At 70.0% G+C, this 25,865-nt stretch carries 19 protein-coding genes and 1 tRNA gene; 7 read left to right on the forward strand and 13 right to left on the reverse strand.

Annotated features, from left to right (window positions below):
• Positions 1 to 55 precede the first annotated feature (55 nt).
• The 7 genes from ACIQNG_RS17690 to ACIQNG_RS17720 form a co-directional block, all read right to left on the reverse strand.
• On the reverse strand, positions 56 to 1,405 hold the full coding sequence (locus tag ACIQNG_RS17690) for a TRAP transporter large permease subunit (RefSeq protein ID WP_401485906.1): 1,350 nt from the start codon (positions 1,403 to 1,405) through the stop codon (positions 56 to 58).
• A gap of 144 nt (positions 1,406 to 1,549) precedes the next feature.
• A complete protein-coding gene (locus ACIQNG_RS17695; protein ID WP_401485908.1) occupies positions 1,550 to 2,263 on the reverse strand; it encodes a substrate-binding domain-containing protein in 714 nt (237 codons plus the stop codon).
• Positions 2,264 to 2,355: 92 nt separating this feature from the next.
• Positions 2,356 to 2,994, reverse strand: coding sequence for a class II aldolase/adducin family protein (locus tag ACIQNG_RS17700; protein ID WP_401424709.1), 639 nt, complete (start codon positions 2,992 to 2,994; stop codon positions 2,356 to 2,358).
• A complete protein-coding gene (locus ACIQNG_RS17705; RefSeq protein WP_401485910.1) occupies positions 2,991 to 4,460 on the reverse strand; it encodes a four-carbon acid sugar kinase family protein in 1,470 nt (489 codons plus the stop codon). Before ACIQNG_RS17705 ends, ACIQNG_RS17700 begins: the two co-directional genes overlap by 4 nt.
• The gene (locus ACIQNG_RS17710) at positions 4,457 to 5,173 is read right to left on the reverse strand and encodes a hypothetical protein (protein ID WP_401485912.1); all 717 of its coding nucleotides are present in this window, start codon (positions 5,171 to 5,173) and stop codon (positions 4,457 to 4,459) included. The genes ACIQNG_RS17705 and ACIQNG_RS17710 overlap by 4 nt, the downstream gene beginning before the upstream one ends.
• Positions 5,170 to 6,075, reverse strand: a complete 906-nt coding sequence (locus ACIQNG_RS17715; RefSeq protein WP_401485914.1) for a hydroxypyruvate isomerase family protein — start codon at positions 6,073 to 6,075, stop codon at positions 5,170 to 5,172. The genes ACIQNG_RS17710 and ACIQNG_RS17715 overlap by 4 nt, the downstream gene beginning before the upstream one ends.
• Complete coding sequence (locus tag ACIQNG_RS17720; protein ID WP_401485916.1) at positions 6,075 to 7,085, reverse strand: phosphoglycerate dehydrogenase; 1,011 nt, start codon at positions 7,083 to 7,085, stop codon at positions 6,075 to 6,077. Before ACIQNG_RS17720 ends, ACIQNG_RS17715 begins: the two co-directional genes overlap by 1 nt.
• 167 nt (positions 7,086 to 7,252) lie before the next feature.
• On the opposite strand from ACIQNG_RS17720, the gene ACIQNG_RS17725 reads away from it, so the two are divergent.
• Positions 7,253 to 8,029, forward strand: a complete 777-nt coding sequence (locus tag ACIQNG_RS17725; RefSeq protein WP_401485918.1) for a GntR family transcriptional regulator — start codon at positions 7,253 to 7,255, stop codon at positions 8,027 to 8,029.
• A gap of 680 nt (positions 8,030 to 8,709) precedes the next feature.
• Positions 8,710 to 10,779: a hypothetical protein gene (locus tag ACIQNG_RS17730; RefSeq protein ID WP_401485920.1), complete on the forward strand. Its 2,070-nt coding sequence runs from the start codon at positions 8,710 to 8,712 to the stop codon at positions 10,777 to 10,779.
• 372 nt (positions 10,780 to 11,151) lie between these two features.
• Here the strand turns inward: ACIQNG_RS17730 and ACIQNG_RS17735 are convergent, their stop codons facing one another.
• Positions 11,152 to 12,009 carry a phosphotransferase gene (locus tag ACIQNG_RS17735; protein WP_401485922.1) on the reverse strand — a complete coding sequence of 286 codons (858 nt, stop codon included), beginning with the start codon at positions 12,007 to 12,009 and terminating at the stop codon, positions 11,152 to 11,154.
• A gap of 608 nt (positions 12,010 to 12,617) precedes the next feature.
• Positions 12,618 to 12,794, reverse strand: a complete 177-nt coding sequence (locus ACIQNG_RS17740; protein ID WP_401485924.1) for a hypothetical protein — start codon at positions 12,792 to 12,794, stop codon at positions 12,618 to 12,620.
• 320 nt (positions 12,795 to 13,114) lie between these two features.
• On the opposite strand from ACIQNG_RS17740, the gene ACIQNG_RS17745 reads away from it, so the two are divergent.
• Positions 13,115 to 14,263, forward strand: a complete 1,149-nt coding sequence (locus ACIQNG_RS17745) for a helix-turn-helix transcriptional regulator (RefSeq protein WP_401485926.1) — start codon at positions 13,115 to 13,117, stop codon at positions 14,261 to 14,263.
• A 563-nt stretch (positions 14,264 to 14,826) separates the two neighbouring features.
• Here the strand turns inward: ACIQNG_RS17745 and ACIQNG_RS17750 are convergent.
• The 4 genes from ACIQNG_RS17750 to sucC all read right to left on the reverse strand — a co-directional run bounded on the left by ACIQNG_RS17750 (position 14,827) and on the right by sucC (position 18,992).
• A tRNA-Leu gene (locus ACIQNG_RS17750) sits at positions 14,827 to 14,911 on the reverse strand.
• Positions 14,912 to 15,097: 186 nt separating this feature from the next.
• Positions 15,098 to 16,645 (reverse strand): aldehyde dehydrogenase family protein, encoded by a 1,548-nt coding sequence (locus ACIQNG_RS17755; RefSeq protein WP_401485928.1) that lies wholly within the window; start codon positions 16,643 to 16,645, stop codon positions 15,098 to 15,100.
• Positions 16,646 to 16,964: 319 nt separating this feature from the next.
• Positions 16,965 to 17,849: a succinate--CoA ligase subunit alpha gene (gene sucD, locus ACIQNG_RS17760; protein ID WP_401485930.1), complete on the reverse strand. Its 885-nt coding sequence runs from the start codon at positions 17,847 to 17,849 to the stop codon at positions 16,965 to 16,967.
• Positions 17,850 to 17,861: 12 nt separating this feature from the next.
• Entirely contained in the window at positions 17,862 to 18,992 is a 1,131-nt protein-coding gene (sucC, locus tag ACIQNG_RS17765; protein ID WP_401485932.1) for an ADP-forming succinate--CoA ligase subunit beta, read from the reverse strand.
• A gap of 157 nt (positions 18,993 to 19,149) precedes the next feature.
• On the opposite strand from sucC, the gene ACIQNG_RS17770 reads away from it, so the two are divergent.
• The 4 genes from ACIQNG_RS17770 to ACIQNG_RS17785 all read left to right on the forward strand — a co-directional run bounded on the left by ACIQNG_RS17770 (position 19,150) and on the right by ACIQNG_RS17785 (position 25,846).
• Entirely contained in the window at positions 19,150 to 20,844 is a 1,695-nt protein-coding gene (locus ACIQNG_RS17770) for a thiamine pyrophosphate-binding protein (protein WP_401424725.1), read from the forward strand.
• A gap of 11 nt (positions 20,845 to 20,855) precedes the next feature.
• Positions 20,856 to 22,097, forward strand: a complete 1,242-nt coding sequence (gene frc / locus ACIQNG_RS17775; protein ID WP_401485934.1) for a formyl-CoA transferase — start codon at positions 20,856 to 20,858, stop codon at positions 22,095 to 22,097.
• A gap of 93 nt (positions 22,098 to 22,190) precedes the next feature.
• Positions 22,191 to 24,335, forward strand: a complete 2,145-nt coding sequence (locus ACIQNG_RS17780) for an acetate--CoA ligase family protein (protein ID WP_401485936.1) — start codon at positions 22,191 to 22,193, stop codon at positions 24,333 to 24,335.
• Positions 24,336 to 24,460: 125 nt separating this feature from the next.
• On the forward strand, positions 24,461 to 25,846 hold the full coding sequence (locus ACIQNG_RS17785) for an OFA family MFS transporter (protein WP_401485938.1): 1,386 nt from the start codon (positions 24,461 to 24,463) through the stop codon (positions 25,844 to 25,846).
• The last annotated feature ends 19 nt before the right edge of the window (positions 25,847 to 25,865 follow it).

Below are 25,865 nucleotides of genomic sequence, written 5' to 3' on the forward strand. Positions count from 1 at the left end.
GTACTCCTCGTCCGGGGGTTCCTCGGCGTCCGGGGGTTCTCCTTCCGCGGGTTCGTCATCCGGGAATCCATAGCGCTCCCATCACCATCAGGACGCCCATGACGTAGGACGGCACCAGGTAGTAGAGCGTCACCGGGACGAAGATCCGCACCGGGTTGATGGAGGCGATCCCCGCCGCCACGTACAGCGGTGCGGCGCCGGGTGGTGAGCAGCCCTCGGACGAGGCCCACACGATGACGGCGGCGAAGGCGATGTACGGCGGGACGTCGGCCGCCGTCAGCGCGGCGAAGGCGACGGGCCCGACGGCCGCGAGCGTGGAGGTCGTGTTGAGGGGCCCCGCGACGATCACCACGACCAGTCCGACGACGAGGGCCGCGACGATCTGCGGCACCCCTTCCAGGCGCTCCAGGTAGGGGGTGAGCTGTTCACCGATCCCCAGGGTGTTCAGCACGTTGGAGGCGGCGAAGGCCGAGATCATCGTGACGCCGATCAGCCCGAGTTTGGGACTGATCTCCGACAGCAGGGCCCACCATTCCCGGCCGCCGCGCGGCAGTGACCGCCGCTCGACGATCAGCCCGGCGATCAGCATCACCACCGGCAGCCAGACCAGCAGCGGCACGGCGTCGGAGACGTCGAGTCCGCCCATCCGGTCGCCGAGGAGATCGCTGGTCGGCGAGGTCGTCAGCACGATCGGCACCGCGATGGCGGCCAGGACGATCAGTGAGGTCCAGCCGGCCGCGAAGGAGCGGCGCAGCGGGTGGATGTCCTCCGGTGCCATCGCGCCCACGCCCCGCCGTTTGACGATGACGTAGGCGATGACCAGCCGCATCGCGACCATCCAGGCGCCCACGACGAAGAGGGTGGCGACCACGTCCTCCGCCCGGAGCACCGGCAGTACGGTCGGCGCCGCCAGCAGGATGAAGAAGGCGCCGCTGAACGGGAAGGTGGCGCCGACGCCCGCGTTCCCGGCGAGGACCAGTGCCGCGGTCTCACCGCTCGCCCGGGAGCGTTTCATCCAGGGGATGGTGATGGAGCCGATGGTGGCCACGATCGCCGCGCCGTTGTGGGCGACGGCGCCGAAGAGACCGGCCGAGACGGTCGCCGCGTAGGCGGAGCCGCCCTCACGGCGGCCGAGCAGCGAGCTGAGGATATCGATCATCCGCTGCACGAGCCCTGTTCTCGTCAGCAGTTCGCTGACGAAGACGAAGGCCAGGGCGGCGAAGGTGATCTCCGACTTCAGCCCCTCCAGGAGGCTCTCCCAGGCGACCCGCGGGGCGTCGGTGCCGGCGAACGCGGCGGTGATGACGAAGCCGACGACCATGGCTTCGCCGATGTTGCGTCTGAAGCCCACGTTCCACACGATGATGGCCCCGATGAAGGCGACCAGTGCGAGTATCGCGTTCAACGGCCTCGCCCCCGACATGCGCGACGGACCGGAGCAGACGGGCCGCCGACTGCGGAGGGACGGCCGTCGGACGGGGCGGGATGGCCGCCGGACGGGGCGAGATGGCCGCCGGACAGGGCGGGACGGCCGCCGGCCGGGTACGGCTCAGTCCAGTGGCTGGGCTTCCAGTCCGGCTCTCCGGTAGGCATCTCCCGCCTCCTTCCCGGTGAGGAAGGTGTGCAGCGCGCGGGCCTCGGCCCGGTCGACGGCCGCGGTGCCCAGCGCCGCCGACAGCTCGGTGAAGTGCTGGGCCCCGTCCGGCAGCGGCCCCACCACCCGGGCCTGGGGCACGAACAGCAGCTCACTCATCTGCTGTACGGCCAGATCCGCCCGGCCGTCGACCACGGCCAGCGCGGTGAAGCCCTTCTCCACGACGGTGGCCCGCGCGTTCACCTCGTCCGCGATGCCCAGCCGCTCCAGCAGCCCGGCGAAGTGGACGCCGCTGGCCCCGGTGCGGGAGTACGCGACCGAACGGGCCGAGCGCAGCGCCGTGATCAGCGCGTCGACCGTGTCGATGGCGGGCGGTTCGGCGCCGGGCGGCATGGCCAGGCCGATCCCGACCCGGGCGATGCCGCGCACCGAGGCCCGGTCGATCACGCCCGTCTCGCACAGTGCCGGGAACGCCCCGGTCACCCCGACCATGACCTCGGGTCGGGCGCCGTCCTCGATCCTCCGCAACAGGACGTTCGTAGGATCGTAGACGCCGTCGACGGCGGTTCCGGTCTGCTCGGTGAACGCCGTGAGGATGACGTCGTCGAGGGCCTTCTTCACGGCCAGAGCGCTGAAGAGCGACACCGTGTGCGGTTTTTCCGCGGACATCTTCGTCCTTTCACAAAGGTGGGGGAACGGGTGCTCCCGGGAGCGGGTCCCGGGGGTCCGTCCGGTTTCCCCAAGGTGTTTCGGGGGGTGGGTCAGGGGGTGCCGGGGCGCAGCACCGCGCGCTGGGCCACCGTCAGCGGGCGGGTGCGGGCGCCGCGCAGCAGCAGGAAGAGCTTGGCCGTCTCCTCGATCTCCTCGGCCGTCTCCAGCGCGCGCTCCAGGTCGGGGGCGGCGGCGAACGGCCCGTGGTTGCTCAGCAGGAGCGTGGCGTGGTCGCGGGCGAGCACGTCGATGGCGGCGGCCATCCGGCTGTCGCCAGGGGCGAAGTACGGCAGCATCGGGAGGGTGCCGACGCGCATCGCGTAGTAGGCGGTCAGCGGCGGCAGGACGTCCTGCGGGTCGACGTCGGCCAGGCAGGAGACGGCTGCCGCGTGCGTGGAGTGCGTGTGCACCACGGCACCGGCGCCGGGCCTGGCGCGAAGCATCGCCGCGTGCAGGAACGCCTCTTTGGACGGCTCGGCCCCGGACACATGGGCCCCGTCGGTGTCGATGACCGACAGGTCCTCGGCGCGTACGGTGGCCAGGCTCGACCCCGTGGGTGTCACCAGGATGTGCCGACCGGCGCGCACCGAGACATTGCCCGTGCTGCCGTGGGTCAGTGAACGGGCGGCGATGGCCCGCGCGGTGGCGATGAGACGGTCCCGCTCGTCCCGGTGATCGGGTCCGCTCATGGGTGGTTCACCCGCTCAGCGGGAGACGCGGAGGCGTCGACCAGCAGAGTGGAGCCGCCGAAGTTCCCGGACTTGAGCAGCAGCGCAAGGGGACGAGGACCCAGGGGGTGGATCCACGGCACTCCGCGTGCGGCCTCCGTGCCGACGTGGGCGCCGGTGACGCCGAGCGCGGCGACCACGGCGCCGGAGGTCTCGCCGCCGGCTGCGATCAGCCGGCGCACCCCGCGCTCGACCAGCCCGGCCGCGATGAGCCCGGTGGCCTCCTCCAGTACGGCGGCCGACCGCTCCACGCCCAGCGCCCGCTGGGTCTCGCGCAGCAGTTCGGGGGCGACCGAGGAGTACAGGACGGGTGCGGCGCCGCCCGCGGGCAGGGAGTCGTACCAGGTGAGTGCGGTGTCGGCGAGCGCCACGGGGTCGGGTGTCGCCACCACGTCCAGGTAGTGGCCGGGGCTGCCCGCGTCGGTGAGTGCCGTGAGCTGTTCCAGGGTGCGGCGGGAGCAACTCCCGCTGAGTACGGCGGCCGGTCCGCCCGGCACCTGGGCGGTGTCGGCGGTCTTGTGTGTGTCGGCGGTCTCGTGCGTGTCGGCGGTCTCGTGCGGGTTGGCGGTCCCCTGCGTGGCGGCGGTCCCCTGCGGGTCGCCGGTTTCGTGCGGCCGGGTGCCCCGGGTGCCGTCGGCGCGCTCTTCGGCGTAGGCGTGTGCCAGTCCGGCGGCGAGTCCGGCGGCTCCGGCGACGAGCGGTGCGCCGAGCGCGGCCCGGCCGAGCGTGCGCAGATCGCTCTCTTCGATGCCGTCGGCCAGCACATAGCGCGCGCCGCGGGCCCCAGCGGCGGCCAGCACGTCCCGTACGGCCGTCTCGCCCCGCCGTACGGTCGCGAGCCGGATCAGGGCCACCGGTTCGCGGGTCTGGGCGCGCAGCACCCTGGGCAGGTACGAGTCCCTCATGGGGGTCACCGGGTGGTCGCGCATGTGGGACTCGCCGAGCAGCAGGTCGTCCACGAAGAGGCAGCCCTGGTACTGGGTCCGCAGATGCTCGGGCGAACTCGGGGTCAGCGGGACGGGACCGGCCCCCGTCGCATCGGCGAGCCGGTCCAGGACCGGGCCGATGTTGCCGTGCGGGGTGGAGTCGAACGTCGAGCAGAACTTGAAGTAGATCTGTCCCGCGCCCTGTCCGCGCAGCCACTCCAGCGCGGCGGTGGACGAGGCGACCGCGTCGGCCGCGGGCACCATCCGGCTCTTCAGCGCGACGACCAGCGCCTGGTGTTCGGGCAGCCGGGCCGGGGGCGTGCCGTCGTTCCGCGCGCCCCCGTCGTCCGGGACGCCGAAGAACAGCAGGGTCCGCAGTCCGGCGCGGCGCAGCGCCACGGCGACGTCGGTGGCGCCGGTGAAGTCGTCGGCGATGACCCCGAGCGGCGCCGTACCGGGCCGTCGGCCGGTCGGGGGGTGACTGTCTCGTCGTACGGTCATAGCGGTCTCCCGGTGAGGGCGGAGCGCAGGGCGGCGGCAGCGGCCTGCGGGCCGGAGACCACCGGCACCCCCAGTGCGGTGGAGAGCGCGGCGGCGGCCGGTGCCAGTGAGTACTGGGCGAGCAGGACCGCGTCTGCGGTGGCGAGGTGGGGCAGGCAGGCGTCCCGCAGCGCGTCGGACAGGGCGGCGGTGTCCTCCCTGCGGGCGGCGTCGAGGGCGTCGGGAGCGACCACGCCGAGCGGTTCGGTCGCCGAGCCCGCCGCCGTCGCCGCGGCCGAGAAGCGGGTCACCGAGTCCCGCATCGCGGCCTCGAAGGAGGCGAGGACCAGGACCCGGCCGAAGCCCGAGGTGAACGCCCTCTCGAAGGCGGCCGTGTCGGGCGCCAGCAGGGGGACCGGGGTGTCGACGGCTTCGACGAGCGAGCCGTACAGCGAGCAGGTCAGCAGCACTCCGTCGGCCCCGCCGGACAGGGCGTGCCCGATGAGCCGGCCCATCCGGTCCACGAGGGCGGACGGCAGCGGGCCGTGCCGCGGGGCGTCGGTCAGCAGCCGGTCGTCCAGCAGGTTCCAGGGCTCGGCGGCGGGGAACTCCTCGGCCAGTCCGGCGACCGCCGGGGCGACGGCGGTGGGCGTGGCGCTGATCAGCGCGATTCTCGGGGCGATCTTTGGGCCGCTCATCGGGCCGCCTATCGGGGCGATTCTCGGGGCGCTCATCGGGCCGCCTCCGCCGAGGTCGTCGTGGTCGTCGCCGCCATGGTCGCCGTCGTCGCCGTGGTCGCGGTCGTCGCCGTGGTCGCCGTCGTCGCGGTCGTCGCCGCGCTCGCGGTCTGCTCGGTGAGCCAGGAGAGACCGTTCACCGTGCCGTTCGCCGGGCGGTACTCGCACCCGATCCAGCCGTCGTACGAGGCGTCCAGCAGCGTACGGAAGATCCGCGGCCAGGAGATCTCGCCGCTGCCCGGTTCGGTCCGTTCCGGGGGGTCGGCGAGTTGGAGGTGCCGGACCCGGGGCAGGTGCGCGCGCAGGGTCGGGACGAGGTCACCTTCCTGGACCTGCACGTGGTAGAGGTCCAGGAGCAGCCCGAGGCCGTCGCCGCCGAGCGCTTCCACGACGGCGGCGGCCCGGGCCTGGGTGTCCAGCAGGAAGCCGGGCACATCACGGCTGTTCTGTGCCTCGACGACCAGGCACACCCCCGTGCCCCGCGCCCGTTCCACGGCCCACGCGAGGTTGGCGACGTAGAGGGCGAAGGCGCGGTCGTGGCTGACGTCGGCGGGCCGTACGCCACCCACCACGTGCAGGAAGTCGCAGCCCAGCTCGACCGCGTAGGCGAGGCCGCGTTCCAGGTCGGCGCGGAACCGGTCGGTGTACCCGGGCAGACAGGCCACGCCCGCCCGCTCCGGTGTACCGGGCTCTCCCATCGGCGCGTTGATCAGCACCTGGTGCAGTCCCGCGTCGGTGAGGCGCCGGCGCAGACGGGCGGCGGGGTACGGGTAGGGGTCGGCGTACTCGACGGCGGTGAAGCCGGCCGTCGCCGCGGCGTCGAAGCGTTCCTCGAAGGGGACTTCGGTGAACAGCCATTTGAGGTTGGCGTCGAAGCGCAGCCCGTTCGGCGCCAGCATCAGCGTGCTCCGGCGGCGGCGCTCGCGCAGCCGGGGTTGACGATGTGCTCCGGGGTGCGGCCGGCGAGCCGGTCGATCACCTGCCGGGCGGCCATGGCACCGGACCTGGCGCGGGCCTCCACCGTGGCGGCGCCGATGTGCGCGGTCACCTGGACGTTGTCGAGGGCGCGCAACCTGCTGTCGGCGGGCAGTGGTTCGCGCTCGGTCACGTCCAGCGCGGCGCCCGCCAGCCGGCCCGCCTCGACGGCGTCGGCGAGCGCGTCCTCGTCCACGATCCCGCCCCGGGCGGTGTTGATCAGGTAGGCGTCGGGTTTCATCCGGCGCAGCGCGGCGGCGTCGATCAGATGCCGGGTGGTCTCGTCCAGGGAGAGGTGCAGGGTGAGGAAGTCGGCCGCCGCCAGCACGCCGTCCAGCGGCCGTGCCTCGACGCCGGTCTCCTTGAGGAAGTCCTCGTCCAGCCAGGGGTCGTGGGCGACGACCCGCATGCCGAGGGCGAGTGCGGCGCGGGCGACGGTCTTGCCGATGGAGCCGAGGCCCACGACGCCGAGTGTGGTGCCGTGCAGTTCCCGGCCGCTCTCCTGGGCCCAGCCGCCGCCGCGCACGGCGGTGAGGTTCTGCGGGATGCGCCGGGCGCAGTTCAGCATCAGCGCCAGGACGTGTTCGGCGACGGACACGCGGTTGGTGCCCGGGGTGACGGTGACGGCGACTCCGTTGCGGGTCGCCGCCTCGACGTCGATGTTGTCGTAGCCGACGCCGCAGCGGCTGAGGATCCTCAGTCCGGACGCCGCCTCGATGACCTCGGCGGAGAAGGGGTCGGTGCCGGCGACGACGCCCGCCACGTCCGCGACGTACGACGTCAGCGTGCGCCCGGTGGCCTCCCGGTCGGCGCGACGGCCGAAGACGGTCTCCAGACCGGCGTCCCGGAGGAGCAGGTCGACCGGGCCGCCGGGTTCGAGATACGGCGTCGTCACGAGTACGCGGCGCGCACGTTCGTCGGAGGGCTGTGTCATGAGGGTCCTCTGTGTTCTGCGGCTGCTTGTTTCTTCTACGGCTTTCTTCTACGGCCACCGTGGCCTGGACTATAGTATAGGATTGCATCAAACGCTATAGCGATGGCCGATAGGGATGATCGGCAAGGAAGGGGCCGCGCTACCATCGAGCGACGAAGGAGATGCACATGGCTAGGCGCCCGTCCGATCGGCAACCCTTGGCCGACCAGATGTACGACGTGCTGCTCAGGCAGTTCATGGACGGACTGTGGTCACCGGGTCAACCGCTGAACATCGGCGCGCTCTCCCGCGAACTGAACGTCAGCCAGACCCCGCTGCGTGAGGCGCTCGCGCGCCTCGAACACACCGGTCTGGTACGCCGCGAGGCGCTCAAGGGCTACCGCGTCGCCCCGCTGTTCAGCGAGAGCGAACTGGTCAAGCTGATGGACGCGCGTCTGGCGCTGGAGCCGACCCTCACCTACGAGGCGGGCCGCCGGACCACTCCCGAGTTCCTCCAGGACGTCGCCGACAGCGTCGAGGAGTTGCGGCGGTGCGCGGCGAGTGGCGGTACGACGTCGGTGCACGCCTATCTGTCGGCCGACGAGCGCTTCCATCTGCTGATCGCCAAGCAGTCGGCCAACCCGTTCCTGGAGTCGGCCTACCGCTCGCTGAGCGGCCATGTGCAGCGCTTCCGGCTCTTCACCGAACTCGGCTCCTCCGACGCGGAGTCCCCCGCGCACGACCACGCCGCCGTCCTCCACGCCCTGACCGCCGGGGACGCCGAGGGGGCCGCCGACCTGATGCGGCAGCACATCGAGAACGCGAAGGCACGCGCGCTGAAGGACCGTCAGGCGGTGGCGGGCGACCGACCCGGCCACACAGGGGGCGGGCGCGCACCGGGTGGTGGACACGACGCGCCGCCCGGCTCCGGCACGAACGTCCGGCTCCGGCACGACGGGAAGTGAACGTACGGGAGAGAGCGGGACCGCTCTGTGCGCCCTCCCCGCGTCCCAGGACTCTCCGGCCTCGCGGCGTCGCCTGTTCCGCCTCTACAGCGACGCCACCGCACCCGACGGGCCGCCGCCACCGACGCCCTGACCGCCCGGAGGCTCGGTGCGTGAGCGACACAGCGCACTCCCCCGCTCAGCTGCGGGCCGCCGGACCTCTGGCCAGCCTGGTCGAGTGGGCCCGAAGCATCTGCATGCCCACCCGGCCCCGAAGCATCTGCATGCCCACCTGGCCCCGGATTGCTCGGCGGCCCGCGGCAGTGAGCGACCTGCTCCGATCCGCTCCGCTCCTCCCCTCGGGCGCGTCCCGGAGCGCCCCACGGCCCACAAGCGGGCGGCCACGCCCGGGAACGACCCCACGACCCACAGGTCACCGTCCAGACCTGCGTCAAGAACCATGTGAACCAGCAGTGGGACCTGCACTACGTCCGGTCCGTGGGGTCCTGATCCCCTCCCGACGACGACGCCCCACAGCCTCCCGCCCGCCGACGGCCTGCCCTCGCCCCGCGGCAACGGCTCCTGCCGCCGTCCCGCTGAGCTGCGAGCCGTCGGACAGCTGGCTAGCCTGGTGACCTGGGGGCTTCGTCAAAACACTGCAGCACGGTACACACGTACACACGGCACTCCCGGGAGTTCCCATGGCCGCACCCGTACGCCCCGCCCCGACCGCCGACGAGACCACGTTCCCGATCGACGAATCGTTCACGGCCGGACATCCGGTCAATCCGCACTGGGTCCTGCGCGGCGACGCGAAACTGACCCCTGGACCCGACGGCTGTCTGCAATTGACGCCCGACGAAACGAACAAGGCCGGCACCGCCTACCTCGACCAGCCGTTCTCCTCGCACCTCGGCGTCAGTATCGAGTTCGACTACGCCTGCGAGGGCACCGCCCCCGGCTACTTCGGTGACGGATTCTGCCTCTACCTGATCGACGGCAAGCGGACCACGGACACCGGCGCCTACGGTGCGGCGCTCGGCTACTCCCGCATGGGCGCGCATCCCGGCACGGCGATTCCGGGAGTCACCGCGGGATACGTGGGCGTCGGCTTCGACAACTACGGCAACTTCGCCTCCGACCTGGCCGGCCCCAACGGGCCCGGAGGCATGCCCGACACGCTCGGTGTACGCGGTTCCGGCACCCTGCGGGAAGGGTTCCGCTGGCTCATCGGCGCGGCGGTGTCCGGCGGCTTCCGGGCGGGCTGGCAGAAGCGCGCCCACGTCCAGATCAGCATCATCCAGGGAAGGTTGACGGTACGTCACACCATGGGCGTCGACACCGCGCTCCTCATCGACGCCTACGACCTCACCACGGCCGCCGGGCAGGTCACCCTGCCCGCCACGTTCAAGCTCGGTCTCTCGGCCAGCACGGGTGGGGCCAGGGCGGCCCACTCGATCAGGAACCTGCACGTCGCGCTGCCCGCCGACCTGCCGCTCGTCATGCAGGGCCCGGCGAAGGCCAAGGTCGGCGACAAGGTCAGCTACACGATCACGGTGGAGAACAAGGGCCCGAACGACGCCCCCGACGCGGAGGTCAACGGCACGATCCCCGCCGGCCTCTCCGACGTCACGGTGACGTACGAGATGAACGGCGCGGCGTTCGTCGAGACCGGCTCCCCCGACCACAGGTTCCGTCAGCCCGTGAACCTCCCCAAAGGCGGCAGCGCGCGGATCACCGTCCGCGGCACCCTTGCCCGCGGTGCCGCGGGAAGCACTCTCACGGCCTCCGCCCGGATCTCCTCGCCGACCCGCGCGAACACCTCCGCCCACTCCTCCGCCACGGTGGACACGCAGGTGCCGGCCCTCCCCGTGCCGGTCGGCGGCCAGGTCGTCGCGCGCAAGGGCGGGACAGGGTGGGTCCAGGGTCCCGACGCGACGACCCTCGCCGTCATCGTGGAGTCGGGCCAGGAGGGTTTCGAGGAGACCCCCGTCCACGTCGCCTCCGTCGCGGGCCACCGGTACGTGGCGAACCTCGGCGCGGTCGGCATCCACAAGACGTCCCGGAGCGGGTTCGAGGCCGGGCTGCGCTGGGTCGACCAGGCCGACCTGGACGTCGCGGAGGCGGAGGACCACGGGTTCCGGCTGGACTGGATCGCCTGCCCCCGGGACGTCGAGGGCGTCGCCTGCGGCCGGACGGATCCCGACGCCTGGCGGCAGGAGAAGGACGAGTCCCGGGTCGTCCTGGTCGACGTGGACACCAGCCACGCGGGCTTCACCACGACACCCGTGGTCGTCGCGTCGGTGGTGGGCGACCAGCTGACGGCCGACCTCAGTACGGTCGCGGTCGTCGACGCCCGCCGCGACGGCTTCACCGTCGGCATCCGCCTCAGCAACCAGAGCAACCTCAGCCCCCAGACGGCGAAGAGCAGGGGACTCCGCATCCACTGGATCGCCTGCCCCGAGACCGCCACGGCCTTCGCCGCCGGCCGCACCACCCCCGACACCTGGAAGCAGGGCAAGGACACGGGAATCCTGTTCACCGAGGCCGTGGCGCAGCGGTCGGACCTGCCGGACAGCCCCGCGTTCGTGGCCACCGTCGCGGGCGGCATCAGGGCCGCCGAACTGTGCGCCCCCGGAATCTACGGCCCCGAGCGCACGGGGTTCACCGCCGGCGTCCGCCTCAGCGACCAGGCCGCACTGCCCCCGTCCTTCGCCCACGACAACGACATCGTCGTGAACTGGATCGCGTGCGTGCACCCGACGAAGTGACCCGCCGACCCACATGACCGGTCACCCCGGGAAACCCTCACGCCCCTCCGGACAAGATCCCCCACACAACGAAGAGCCCTCAGCCCGGACAACTCCATGCTGAGGGCTCTGTGAAAGCGACCTGGGTATGTCTACGAAATACCCTTGGCCCTTGCTTGATGTCCGAGGGGGGACTTGAACTCTCCACTCGGGCAGCAGCCTGTTAGTGAGCTGAGCTGCGAAGACGTACCCGCTGATCCCTCTTCGGAGGTGTGCGGTTCGGTCATGCTCACCTGCTGTTTCTGCCCGTTCCCGGCCGCTGTTGGTCATGCGTGGGTCACGTGGCCGACCGTTCCTGAGACAGCAAGGAGCCCCTCACTGTTCAGGGCCGGCTCACAGGGTCCGTAGGCGGCTGCGGCGTTCCTTGCCCGGCTTCTGGTGGGGGTAGCCGAGGAGCTGGCAGAACCGGCCGTTGCTCGCCCGTGCGTTCTTCGCTCCCGCCTGCGCTGTCCACTGGCGGCACGTCGCCCTCACGTACGCCTCGACGGCTCTGGGGTCGGCGGTCTGCCACGGGGTGAACGCGCTCAGCCAGTCCAGCGCGGCGGTGGCGTCGTGGCCGTCCTCCATGAGCCGGACGGCCGTGTTCGCGGCATCCACCCAGACGGGGCCCAGGACGGGCCTGGCCCAGTCGACCAGGTACGCCTCACCACCCCGAACGGAGATCAGGATGTTGTGCGGATTCGTGTCCGTGTGAAGGAGACTCGTCCCCTTCAGCAACTCCTCTTCCCCGTCCTCCAGGAACCCTCCCACCCGGCTGGTCAGCTGGGGAAGGTCGCACGCCTCCAACCGGTGCTGGCTCTCCGCCCCCAGGCGGCTCATGCGGGTCAGGGTCCAGCGCACAGCCGCCAGGTCCTCGGAGCCCGGACTCAGATCGGCATGGCGTCCCTCGATGTGGATGAACGCCAGGCAATGCCATCCGGCCGTCCGGAACTGATGACGGATTCCGGGGCCGCAGCCGGTCACCACCTGATTGACCATGGCTTCGTGGCGCAGGCCGCGCATGCCGTCGTGATCCGACTCCCGGACTCCCTTGAGGAACAGGCGTCCGTGGCGGGCCGTCTCCAGGACCAGGGCGACGGAACAGTTCAGGCCCGTCGGGACGACGGCAGATCTTCGTACCGTTCCCGTCTTCGCCTCGATCTCCTGGCGTAACCCGGCCGGGAGTTCCTCCCAGAAAATGCGCTCGTTCATTGCTTCCCGTGGGCAGATGGGAAGGGGGCCGGGAGTCCAGCCCCCTTGAGTTGGTTGATCAGTTCTGAGTCGCGCCGCACTTCCGGCAGCGCTGTTTGCCGGACCATTCGGTCCACTGGTGGTCACACTCGCGCAGAACCCAGGGGTTCGGAACCTTGGGGACCATGGATGCGCTTCCCTTCACTCGACTCCTGGTTTCAGCCCCGTCCCGTCTACGGCCAGCCGCGCAGAGGACGGTTACGGGGGTCGTTGGGGTGTCCCTTGTGCATGTGGATGTGCATGGCCGTGATGACGCTTCGAACTCCCGCCGCATATCCGTCCTTCACGACGGCGGACAGCACTTCACGAAGCTGTCGGCAGACCCGGCACGTCTCGGGGCTCACGGGGCCGGGCCGGGGCGTGCTGATGTCAAGCAGCACCGCCGCCACCCTCCAGCGCGCCGGGCGGGAAGCGCAGGGCTCCGCTCACCGGGTCGCGATACCCGCCGAACTGTTCCCACCATGGGCACTGAGAGGCCCCCTGCGGGCCTGTGGGCGCGTCCGTGAGCGTGACCAACTCCGGGGCCGGGAGCCCACTCACACGGGCGTCCGCGCGCCTCTCAGGGGTCGTCACGATCCCTCACCGGTCAGTGCCTTGTACAACTCGACCTGTGCGCGGACATCGGCGCACAACCGCTCCCATGACTCCGAGGCCACCGTGTGGCACAGCTCGTACGCGTTCCTGCCGTGCTCGGCCTTGATCGCGTCCACCAGGTACGGGGAGGTCGCGTACCAGTGGCTCTCCACCCCGCCATCAGAAACGGAAGCGAACGAAGACCAGCCGCCAGGCAGTACTCCCGTACGGCCTCTGCCAGATGCGCCGCCGGTGCCCCCAGTGCGCTGGTGATCTGCCGAATGCGTGGCTGTAGGTTTGGGCACGTCGTCAACCCCTTGATGGTTGGGTGGCCATGCCCCCGGACGTTCGCGCGTCGCGGGGGTCCCTGCTGTCTTGAGACTCAACCGAAGGACAGCGGTCAGTGCCACAGCAGAACTGCCCTATCCAGGCTGCATTTTGGCCGCAGGGGGTACCCTCACCAGGGAAGACGGCAACCGGACGGAGTACGGGCATGGCAGGCAGGCGGGAGCGCCTAGCACAGCGCCGGAAGACACGTGGCTATACGCAGGAGTCGTTTGCCGAAGCCCTGCGGGTAGATCGCAGCACAGTGCAGCGCTGGGAGCGTGGGGAGGTCGAACCCCAGCCGTACCAGCGACTAAGAATGGCCAAACTTCTGCACATTGATCCCGAGGAACTTGACGCACTTTTGGTACCTGACAGCCCGGGGCTGCCCGTACTCAATAGCGACGGGGGGGAAGGTCTCGCGCACGCTATCCGTGAAATGTCACAGCGTCTCGTCATGCTGGACAACGAATTGAATGGCCTGCCCATTGCGGATGTAGCCGCACGCTCCTTCAAGAAGGTGCACCGCCGCTTAGGGGAAGGGGATTACGACCGAAAAGCTGAACACGATATTCAGGCGGCGGCAGCCGAGTTGGCTGAAGTCGCAGGATGGGCACTTTTCGATGCCGAAAAACAAGGCCCTGCCCGCAGGTTCAACCAAGAGGCACTATTCTTGGCGAAACTCTCAGGAGATCGAGCAATTGAACTGCTGATCATGCAAAATATGGCCATGCAGGCAGGGTGGGTAGGGCGCCCCCGCGAAGAATTTGCAATTGCGCGATCCGTGATCGAGAGAGGGCGAATCTCCCCTCGCGTCGAAGCTATCTTCAGAGTCCGCGAAGCGAAAGGGTTGGCCGGGTCAGGTTACGAGACGGAAGCGGCCCGCGCCTTCGATCATGCACGTTCCCTCATCCAGGAAAGCGCACGGAGCGACGATCCTCATTGGGCGTGGTGGGTTACCGCAGACGAGATCAACGGACATCAGGGATTCGCATTCCAGGAAACCGAACAGTGGAAGCAGGGTATTCCCTACCTGCAAAGCGCTTGGCTTCAGGAGTCAGGGGTAAGAGTGGGCTACAGGCTCATTCGGGCTGTGCGACTCCTCGACTGTTTTCTTAGGGCGCAGGCGTGGCGGGAAGCTGAGGATTTGACCGAATCCCTTATCCCTGTAATTGGTGAGACATCTTCTACTCGTACACTTAGGCTTCTCACCAAGGCTGCACAAAATGGCAAGTCCGCGCACGGCGCGCCGAGTAACCTGCGGGACGCGCTAGACCACATCGAATCCGTGATAAGGGAAGACCCGTACGACATTTAAGAAACCGCGCTGGAAACAAAGAAGGATGGCGACCACAACGCGGTGATCTACGTGGATCAGGCCCGTCATGAACATCCTGAACTGGCAGAGAAGCAGCGCCAGGACACCGAGCGGAAGCGGCTCGGCATCGCCTGGACGGATCGTGACTCGTGTTCGCCCGCGACGGCTTCAAGCTGTACCGGGGTGAGGCGGGTGGCCCCCAGGACCCGGAGAAGGTGTCTGCCCGGTGGCGCACCCTGCGCACCCTGCGCACCCGTCTGAACCTCCCTGACGGCTTCAGGGTCCACGACTGGCGGCACAGCAAGGTCACCAACGATCTCGACTCGGGCGAGAACCCTGTAGAGGTCTCCGCGAAGTCCGGCACCACTCGCCGGGCTACACCATGGCCAAGTACGGCCACTCCCGTAAGGACGGGGCGCGGAAGCTCGCCGCTGCCGGTGCGGGCCGTATCGGCCCGTCATCCCTGGTCTGACCTGGGAAATCTCCAGGCTGTTGGTCACGTGGTTGGTCACACCACAGCCCGGAAATGCAAGAAACCCCACATGAAGTGGGGTCTCAGCCGGTGTCCGAGGGGGGACTTGAACCCCCACGCCCGATAAAGGGCACTAGCACCTCAAGCTAGCGCGTCTGCCATTCCGCCACCCGGACAAGGTGTCCGTCGCCTGGTGCGGGGGCCTCCCCGCGGCGACATGGACAACAATACCAAGGTTTCGGAGCACCTCTCACCTGCGTTTTCCGTACCTCCAGCACCCCCGGAGGGGACGGGGGTGCCCGAGGCTGCACGGACTCGGGGAGGCTCACCACTCGGAGTGACGAAACCGTCACCTCTCGTCGTCAAGGCATCAGGTGGTACTCCGGGAAGTTCCCCGGCAGCCGCTCCCCCGCCGGACCCTGGGTCACGGCGCGTACGAGCAGGTCCCCGCCGACGAAGGCGCCGCTCCAGGAGGCGCCGAAGCCGCCGAAGAGTTCGTCGCGGTCGCCGCGTGAGCGTGCCGTGCCGTGGCCGACCTTGAACGCGCGGATCTGCGGGGCCAGCCGCTCGTAGGTCGCCCGGTCGTCGGTGGAGAGGGTGGCGACCAGCGCGCCGTTGGAGGCGTTCATCGCGGCCAGGAGTTCGGCCTCGGTGTCCACCAGGACGATCGTGTCGACCGGGCCGAACGGCTCGGCGTGGTGGAGGGGCGAGGACGGCGGCGGGTTGAGGAGGGTGACCGGCTGGACGTAGGCGGACGTGTCCTGACCGGGCAGGAAGCGGCTGTCGGAAGGGCTGCCGCGATGCAGCGGTACGGCGCCGCGGTCGATGGCCTCGGCGACCTGGTCGTTCAGCTCCTTCGCCTTGGCCGCGTTGATCACCGGTCCGAAGTCCAGCGCCGGGTAGGCGTCGGCGGGGTCGGACACGGCGAGCGGGTGGCCGACCTTGAGCGTGCGGACGGCCGGGAGGTACGCGGCGAGGAACGCGTCGAACAGCTCACGCTGGACCACGAAGCGCGGGTAGGCGGTGCAGCGCTGCTTGCCGTAGTCGAACAGCTTGGGGACGACCGCCGCCAGCGCGTCCCAGTCCGAGTGGTTCCAGATGCCCCAGGTGTTGAGTCCCTCCTGTTCGAGGATGTGCCGTTTACCGAGGTCGGTGACGGCGGTGGCGACGGCGGCACCGGTGTCCCGGCCTCCGACGAAGGAGACACAGCCGATCTCGGGCGCCCGCACCAGCGCCTCCGACAACTCGCCTCCGCCGCCGCTGACGAGGGTCACGGGGATGCCCTCGCGGGCGGCGAGCGCGGCGGCCAGGGTCAGACAGGCGACGCCGCCGTCGGTCGGGGTCTTGGCGATGACCGCGTTGCCCGCCAGTGACTGCACCAGCATCGCGTGAACGAGCACGCTCATCGGGTAGTTCCAGCTCGCGATGTTGGAGACCGGGCCGTCCAGCGGGGCGCGGCCCTCGATCATCGGCTCGATGCCGTCGACGTACCAGCGCACTCCGTCGATCGCCCGGTCCACGTCCGCGGTGGCCAGCCGCCAGGGCTTGCCGATCTCCCAGACGAGCAGCAGGGCGAGGAGTTCGCGGTGCCGGGTGAGCGCGTCGAGGGTGGCGGCGACCCTGGCGCGGCGTTCGGCGAGCGGAACGTACCGCCAGGCGCGGTGCTGGTCGAGCGCGGCGCGTACGGCGTTGCGGGCGGTGGCGCGGTCCAGGCGCGGCGGGCCGGCGATGGGACCGCCGTCGACGGGGGTGCCGGCGGGCAGGACCCGGCCGTCGGCGTGCCAGGCGGCGTTCCAGAGGTTGAGGACCCGGTCGTCCCGGAAGGCTTCGGGGGCCACGGCCAGACAGCGCTGCCATGCCTCGGACCAGGAGGTGCCGGACTTGAGGGTGAGGGGTGCTTCGGTTGCCATCGTGGGGCTCCGCTCTCGGTGCACAGTCGGGGCGGGAGTCGTGCGCGGCCGACCTCGCGCGAGGCGCGCGCGGAGGGTCGTAACAGGTCGTGAAGGGCCTTGAGGGAAGGGGCGGGGAAGGGCGGTCGTACGGCGTGTCGGGGTGTGGGCGGGGTGTGGGCGTACGAGGCGGGGGCGGGGATCGGCGTACGAGGCGGGGCGGGGTGTGGGGCGTACGAAGCGGGTGTCATCGCGGTCATCCCGCCTCGCCCCTCCCACCTCACCCCGCCTCGCCCCGCCTCGCCTCGACTCGACTCACCCCAGGTCAGCCCTGCTCAGCTCAGCCCGCGTTCTCCAGTGCCGCCAGCACCAGGCGGGCCGTCTCCGTCGGGGTGTTGCCCACCTGGACGCCGGCCTGCTCCAGTGCCGTCTTCTTCGCCCGGGCGGTGCCCGAGGAGCCGGAGACGATGGCGCCCGCGTGGCCCATGGTCTTGCCCTCGGGGGCGGTGAATCCGGCGATGTAGCCGATGACGGGCTTGGTGACCTCGGCGCGGATGTGGGCGGCGGCCCGTTCCTCCGCGTCGCCGCCGATCTCGCCGATCAGGACGATGAGTTCGGTGTCGGGGTCGTCCTGGAAGGCGGCCAGGCAGTCGATGTGGGTGGTGCCGACGACAGGGTCGCCGCCGATGCCGACGCAGGTGGAGAAGCCGATGTCGCGCAGTTCGTACATGAGTTGGTAGGTGAGGGTGCCAGACTTGGAGACCAGGCCGACGCGGCCGGGTTTGGTGATGTCGGCGGGGATGATGCCGGCGTTGGACTGGCCAGGGGTGATCAGGCCGGGGCAGTTGGGGCCGATGACGCGGGTGCCGCGCTGTGCGGCGTGGGCGGTGAAGGCGACGGAGTCGTGGACGGGGATGCCCTCGGTGATGACGACCGCGAGGGCGATGCCGGCGTCGGCGGCCTCGGTGACAGCGGCCTTGGCGAAGGCGGGCGGCACGAAGACGACGGTGACGTCCGCGCCGGTGGCCTCCATGCCCTCGGCGACGGTGCCGAAGACCGGGACCGCGCGGTCGTCGAAGTCGACGCTGCGGCCCGCCTTGCGCGGGTTGACCCCGCCGACGACATCGGTGCCCGCGGCGAGCATCCGCCGGGTGTGCTTCATGCCCTCGCCGCCCGTCATGCCCTGGACGAGGACCTTGCTCTCCTTGGTGAGGTAGATCGCCATGTCCCGGCTCCTTCAGGCGGCGTGGGCGAGTTGGGCTGCGGTGCGGGCGGCGTCGTCCATGGTGGCGCGCTGGTGGACGTACGGGTGGGCGTGCCGGTCGAGGATGGCGCGGCCCCGTGCGGCGTTGTTGCCGTCGAGGCGGACGACGAGCGGCTTGGTGAGCCGGACGGTGTCGAGGGCCTGGACGATGCCGTCGGCGACGGCGTCGCAGGCGGTGATGCCGCCGAAGACATTGACGAGGACGGATTTCACGGCTGGGTCGGAGAGGATCACGGCGAGTCCGTCGGCCATGACCTGCGCGGAGGCTCCGCCGCCGATGTCCAGGAAGTTGGCGGGTCCGGCGCCGCAGCCGGCGACCACGTCGAGGGTGGACATGACCAGTCCGGCGCCGTTGCCGATGATGCCGACCTCGCCGTCGAGCTTGACGTAGGTGAGGTGGCGTTCGGCGGCCAGGGCCTCCAGCGGGTCGTCGTGCTCGACGTCTTCGGCGCCCCAGCGGGTCTGGCGGAAGCGCGCGTTGTCGTCCAGGGTGACCTTGCCGTCGAGGGCGAGGATCTGGCCCTGTGCTGTCCTGACCAGCGGGTTGACCTCGACCAGGAGGGCGTCCTCGCGGACCAGGACCTCCCACAGACGGACGAGGACATCGACGGTCTGCGGGGGCAGTCCGGCGGCCTCGGCGATCTCACCGGCCTTGGCCGAGGTGACTCCGACGGCCGGGTCGACCGGAACGCGAGCGACCGCTTCCGGCCGAGTGGCGGCGACCTCCTCGATGTCCATCCCGCCCTCGGCGGAGGCGATCGCGAGGAACCGGCCCGCGGCGCGGTCCAGCACGTAGGAGACGTAGTACTCGGCCGCGATGTCGACGGGCTGGGCCAGCATGACCGTGCCGACCGTGTGTCCCTTGATGTCCATGCCGAGGATCTGGCGGGCCGTCAGTTCGGCGGCGGCCGGGTCGGCGGCGAGCCTGACTCCGCCCGCCTTTCCGCGGCCACCCGTCTTGACCTGGGCTTTCACCACGACCCTGCCGCCCAGTTTGCGGGCGATCTCCCGGGCTTCCTTGGCCGAGTCGGTGACCTCGGCCCGTGGCACCAAGATGCCGTGTTCTGCGAAGAGTTCCCTTGCCTGGTGTTCGTACAGGTCCATCTCGGCTCCTGACTGAAAGTGTCGCACGCCCCCTGGACACCACCCACCGGATGCGGGATAACAAGCTTCATACAGTATTCGTCGACTGTATGCAATGTACCGCGAGACCGCTCCAACGAGACCGCTCCAACCCCCTACGAAGGGACAGGACTTCGCCATGCCTGACGACAGCCGCGACCAGAACGAGCAGCTCATCTCGGGTGGGCACCTCGTCGCCAAGGCCCTCAAGGCGGAGGGCGTGGAGGTCATCTACACCTTGTGCGGCGGCCACATCATCGACATCTACGACGGCTGTGTGGACGAGGGCATCGAGGTGGTCGACGTCCGCCACGAGCAGGTCGCCGCGCACGCCGCCGACGGCTACGCCCGGATCACCGGCAAGCCCGGCTGCGCCGTGGTCACCGCCGGGCCCGGCACCACGGACGCCGTCACCGGCGTGGCCAACGCCTTCCGCGCCGAGTCCCCCATGCTGCTCATCGGCGGACAGGGGGCGCTCACCCAGCACAAGATGGGGTCCCTCCAGGACCTGCCGCACGTCGACATGATGACGCCGATCACCAAGTTCGCGGCGACCGTGCCGCACACCGCCCGCGCCGCCGACCTGGTGTCCATGGCGTTCCGTGAGTGCTACCACGGCGCTCCCGGCCCGTCCTTCCTGGAGATCCCCCGTGATGTGCTCGACGCGAAGGTGCCGCTCGCGCACGCGCGGATCCCGCGGACCGGTGCCTACCGGGCGTCCACCCGCTCGGCCGGTGACCCCGAGGCCATCGAGAAACTCGCCGACCTGCTGGTCCACGCCGAGAAGCCGGCCATCCTGCTGGGCAGTCAGGTCTGGACGACCCGCGGCACCGAGGCGGCCATCGAGCTGGTACGCGCGCTGAACATCCCGGCGTACATGAACGGCGCCGGCCGCGGCACCCTCCCGCCCGGCGACCCGCACCACTTCCAGCTCTCACGCCGCTACGCCTTCTCCCACGCCGATGTGATCGTGATCGTCGGCACCCCCTTCGACTTCCGCATGGGGTACGGCAAGCGGCTGTCGGCCGACGCCACCGTCGTCCAGATCGACCTCGACTACCGCACCGTAGGCAAGAACCGCGACATCGACCTCGGCATCGTCGGTGACGCCGGGCTGGTGCTGAAGTCGGTCACCGAGGCGGCCTCCGGCCGGGTCGACGGGGGCGCGTCCCGCCGCAAGGAGTGGCTGGACGAACTGCGCTCCGCCGAACAGACCGCGTTGGACAAGCGCCTGCCCCAGCTGCGCTCGGACGCCTCACCCATCCATCCGTACCGGCTGGTCAGCGAGATCAACGACTTCCTCACCGAGGACTCGATCTACATCGGTGACGGCGGCGACATCGTCACCTTCTCCGGGCAGGTCGTCCAGCCCAAGTCACCCGGCCACTGGATGGACCCGGGACCGCTCGGCACCCTCGGCGTCGGTGTCCCGTTCGTGCTCGCGGCCAAGCAGGCCCGGCCCGACAAGGAGGTCGTCGCGCTCTTCGGCGACGGCGCCTTCTCGCTCACCGGCTGGGACTTCGAGACCCTCGTCCGCTACGACCTCCCCTTCGTCGGCATCGTCGGCAACAACTCCTCGATGAACCAGATCCGCTACGGCCAGGCCGCCAAGTACGGCAAGGAACGCGAGCGGGTCGGCAACACCCTCGGCGACGTACCCTACGACAGGTTCGCCCAGATGCTGGGCGGCCACGGCGAGGAGGTCCGCGACCCCGCCGACATCGGCCCCGCACTGCGCCGCGCCCGTGAGTCGGGCAAACCGTCGCTGATCAACGTCTGGGTCGACCCGGACGCGTACGCCCCCGGAACCATGAACCAGACCATGTACAAGTGAGGAGGCCCACCATGCCCCCGACCTCGGCCAAGGCCCTCGAAGGCGTCCGCGTCCTGGACATGACCCATGTCCAGTCCGGGCCCTCCGCGACCCAGCTCCTCGCCTGGCTCGGCGCGGACGTCGTCAAGCTGGAGGCCCCCACCGGCGACATCACCCGCAAGCAACTGCGCGACCTGCCGGACGTGGACTCCCTGTACTTCACGATGCTCAACTGCAACAAGCGGAGCATCACCCTCAACACCAAGACCGAACGCGGCAAGGAAATCCTCACCGAGCTGATCCGGCGCTCCGACGTCATGGTCGAGAACTTCGGACCGGGCGCGATCGACCGGATGGGCTTCACCTGGGACCGTGTCCAGGAGATCAATCCACGGATCGTCTATGCCTCCATCAAGGGGTTCGGCGACGGCCCGTACACCAACTTCAAGGCGTACGAGGTCGTCGCGCAGGCCATGGGCGGGTCGATGTCGACCACCGGTTTCGAGGACGGGCCGCCGCTGGCGACGGGAGCCCAGATCGGTGACTCCGGGACCGGTGTGCACGTGGTGGCGGGCATCCTCGCGGCGCTGTACCAGCGCGAACACACCGGGCGCGGGCAGCGGGTGAACGTGGCCATGCAGCACGCTGTGCTCAACCTCTGCCGGGTGAAGCTGCGCGATCAGCAGCGCCTGGCCCATGGTCCCCTCGCTGAATATCCCAACGAGGACTTCGGCGACGAGGTTCCCCGTTCCGGGAACGCGTCCGGCGGCGGCCAGCCCGGCTGGGCGGTCAAGTGCGCGCCGGGCGGCCCGAACGACTACGTGTACGTCATCGTGCAGCCGGTGGGCTGGCGGCCGATCAGCGAACTGATCGGCCGGCCCGAACTGGCCGACGACCCCGAGTGGGCGACCCCGGAGGCGCGGCTGCCCAAGCTCGGCAAGATGTTCCAACTGATCGAGGAGTGGTCCTCGACGCTGCCCAAATGGGAGGTGCTGGAGCAGCTCAACGCGCACAACGTCCCGTGCGGGCCGATCCTGTCCACCCGGGAGATCATCGAGGACGCCTCGCTGGCCGCCAACGAGATGGTGGTGCGGGTCCCGCACCCCGAGCGCGGCGAGTTCCTCACCGTCGGCAGCCCGCTCAAACTCTCCGACTCCCCCGTCGACGTCCGCAGTTCGCCCCTGCTCGGCGAGCACAACGAGGCGGTCTACGTCGGCGAACTGGGCCTCGGCGACGAGGAACTACACCTGCTCAAGTCGAACGGAGTGATCTGACGTGACGGTCGGACGGAGTGACGAGGCGGTCGGACGCAGCGACCTGACGGTCGGAAGGAGTGACCTGACGGTCGAACTGGGTGATCTGACGTGATGGCCGAAGACCGGGCGCCGAGGGTGCGGACGCTCCTCGACGCCGTGCGGGCCGAGGGTCGGACCGCGCTGACGGCACCCGAGGGCAAGGTGCTCGCCGACGCGTACGGGATCGCCGTACCCGGTGAGGAACTGGCGACGGACGTGGACGAGGCGGTGGCGTACGCGGCGCGCTTCGGCGGACCGGTCGTCATGAAGATCGTCTCGCCGGACATCCTGCACAAGACCGACGCCGGCGGGGTCGTCGTCGGGGTGGAGGGCGCGGCCGACGTGAAGGCCGCGTTCCACCGGATCGTGGACAACGCGCGCGCGTACGACGCGAACGCCCGGATCGAGGGCGTCCAGGTGCAGGAGTTGCTGCCGCAGGGGCAGGAGGTCATCGTCGGCGCGGTGACGGATCCGACGTTCGGCAAGGTGGTGGCGTTCGGCCTGGGCGGTGTGCTGGTCGAGGTCCTCAAGGACGTCACGTTCCGGCTGGCGCCGGTCGACTCCGACGAGGCGCTGTCGATGCTGGACTCGATCCGCGCGGCGGAGATCCTGCGCGGGGTGCGCGGCGCCCCGGCCGTGGACCGGTGGGCGCTCGCCGAGCAGATCCGGCGGGTCTCTCAGCTCGTCGCCGACTTCCCGGAGATCGCCGAGGTGGATCTCAACCCGGTGATCGCCACGCCGGACGGTGCGGTCGCGGCCGACATCCGGATCATCCTGTCCGAGGCCCCGGCCAAGCAACGCCGCCGCTACGCGCGCGGGGAGATCCTCACCTCGATGCGCCGTCTGATGCAGCCGACGTCGGTGGCGGTCATCGGCGCGTCGAACGAACAGGGCAAGATCGGCAACTCGGTCATGCGCAACCTGGTCGACGGCGGCTTCGCCGGCGAGATCCACCCGGTGAATCCCAAGTCCGATGACATTCTCGGCCGTAAGGCGTACAAGAGTGTCACGGACGTTCCCGGTGAGGTGGATGTGGCCGTGTTCGCCATTCCCGCCAGGTTCGTGGCGGCGGCGCTGGAGGAGGTCGGGCGCAAGGGGATACCCAACGCCGTGCTGATCCCCTCCGGGTTCGCGGAGACCGGGGAGCACGCGCTCCAGGACGAGATCGTGGCCATCGCCGAGCGCCACGGCGTCCGTCTCCTCGGCCCCAACATCTACGGCTACTACTCGACCTGGCAGGACCTGTGCGCCACGTTCTGCACGCCCTACGACGTCAAGGGCGGCGTCGCGCTGACCTCGCAGTCGGGCGGCATCGGCATGGCGATCCTGGGCTTCGCGCGGACCACCAAGACCGGCGTGTCGGCCATCGTGGGCCTGGGCAACAAGTCGGACCTGGACGAGGACGACCTGCTGATCTGGTTCGGTGAGGATCCGCACACCGAGTGCATCGCGATGCACCTGGAGGACCTCAAGGACGGCCGCGCCTTCGTGGAGGCCGCGCGGGAGACCGTGCCGAAGAAGCCGGTCGTGGTGCTGAAGGCGGGCCGTACGGCCGCGGGTGCCAGGGCGGCGGGCTCGCACACCGGCGCCCTCGCGGGCGACGACGCCGTGTACGACGACATCCTGCGCCAGGCCGGGGTCATCAGGGCGCCCGGTCTGAACGACATGCTGGAGTACGCGCGCGCGTTGCCGGTCCTGCCGGCGCCCCGGGGCGACAACATCGTGATCATCACGGGCGCGGGCGGCAGCGGGGTGCTGCTGTCCGACGCGGTGACCGACAACGGCCTGTCCCTGATGGAGATCCCCGAGGACCTGGACGCGTCCTTCAAGGAGTTCATCCCGCCCTTCGGGGCCGCGGGCAACCCGGTGGACATCACCGGCGGCGAGCCGCCGTCGACGTACGAGGCGACGATCCGGCTCGGTCTGGAGGACCCCCGCATCCACGCGCTGGTCCTCGGCTACTGGCACACCATCGTCACCCCGCCCATGGTCTTCGCCGAACTCACCGCGCGCGTGGTGGCGGAATTCCGGGAGCGCGGCGTGGAGAAGCCCGTCGTGGCCTCGCTCGCCGGTGACGTCGAGGTCGAGGAGGCGTGCCAGTACCTCTTCGAGCGGGGTGTCGTGGCCTATCCGTACACCACCGAGCGGCCGGTGGCCGTCCTGGGCGCCAAGTACCGGTGGGCGCGGGCGGCCGGTCTGTTGGGGGGCCGCTCATGAGATGAGTGAGCCGAAGGGGCCGGCCGGCGGTGTGTGTCGGCGGGCCCCGGGGGCCCATGAGCGCACGAAAGGCATGGGACAGGGGGCGCTGGCCAGATCTTTCGACGCAAGGGGTGCGAGTAACTGTGTCAACCACCGATGTTCCACGGGTCGCCGCGTTCCGCGAGGTGACCGACAAGAACGGACGCGTCTACCGCGTCGGCGAGTCCGACCTCGACATCATGGGGCGCAAACGCAAGTGGATGGTCATCCTGCCGTGGATCGGCATGATGGGCATCTCGTCCGCCGAGTACGCGTTCGCGTCCGCGGAGGACACGCTGCACATCGCGCACAGCTGGAACAGCCTGCACATCTTCTGGATGATGACCGTTTGGATCTTCTTCCAGGCGGCGGTGGCCTTCCCCGCGGGGAAGCTGCGGGAGAGCGGCCGACTGCCCGCCCGCTGGGCGATGATGCTGGGCGCCGCCGGCACCCTGATGGGCTATCTGTCACTGGCCTACGCGCCACATGTCATCGTCGCCTACGTCGGCTTCGGCATGTTCAGCGGTATGGGCGCGGGCATGGTGTACGCCACCTGCGTCAACATGGTGGGCAAGTGGTACCCGGAGCGCAAGGGCGGCAAGACCGGCTTCGTGAACGGCGGTTTCGCCTACGGTTCGGTGCCCTTCGTGTTCCTCTTCACCGGCTACATGGATCTGACGAACTTCCGCTGGGTGCTGGTCGGGGTGGGTCTTCTCCTCGCGGGTGTCGTCGCCGGCGCCGGCTACTTCTTCCGGGACCCGCCGAAGAACTGGTGGCCCGCCGAGGTCGATCCGCTGAACCCGCCGAAGGACCCGCGCGCGGCCCGCTCGATGCGCATGAACCCGCCCGCGGTCCACCAGTACTCCCCCAAGGAGGCGTGGCAGACCGGCCGGGTGGCCCTGATGTGGTTCTGTCTGGCCTGCACGTCCGGCGTGAACATCTTCGGTATCGCCTTCCAGGTGGACATCGGTGAGGAAGCCGGGTTCGCGGGCGGCATCGTGGCGACGGCCATGTCGCTGAAGGCGATCGTCAACGGCACCGGACGCGGTGTCATCGGCTGGCTCTCCGACCTGTACGGCCGTAAGCGCTGCCTGCTGGCGGTCTGTGTGATCCTGGGGCTCTCCCAGTACGGCATCCTCTGGTCGGCCGAGCTGAAGAACCTCCCGCTGTTCCTGGTCTTCTCCTCCATCTCCGGCTTCGGCGGCGGCGCGATCTTCCCGATGTTCGCCGCGCTCACCGCGGACTACTTCGGTGAGAACAACAACGCGTCCAACTACGGCATGGTCTACAGCGCCAAGCTCGTCTCCGGTCTGGGCGCGGGCATGGGCGCGGTGGTCGTCGGCGCCTGGGGGCACTCCGGTGCCTTCGTCCTGGCCGGGTCGATCTCGCTCTTCGCCGGCTGCATGGCCCTGTTCCTGAGCCCACCGGGACGCGACAAGGACAAGCGCATCACCCCCAACCCCCACCCGCTCGGCGACGAGACGGGATGACATGACAGCCGACCCCGTC

Source organism: Streptomyces sp. NPDC091377, assembly GCF_044757045.1.
Taxonomy (GTDB): Bacteria; Actinomycetota; Actinomycetes; order Streptomycetales; family Streptomycetaceae; genus Streptomyces.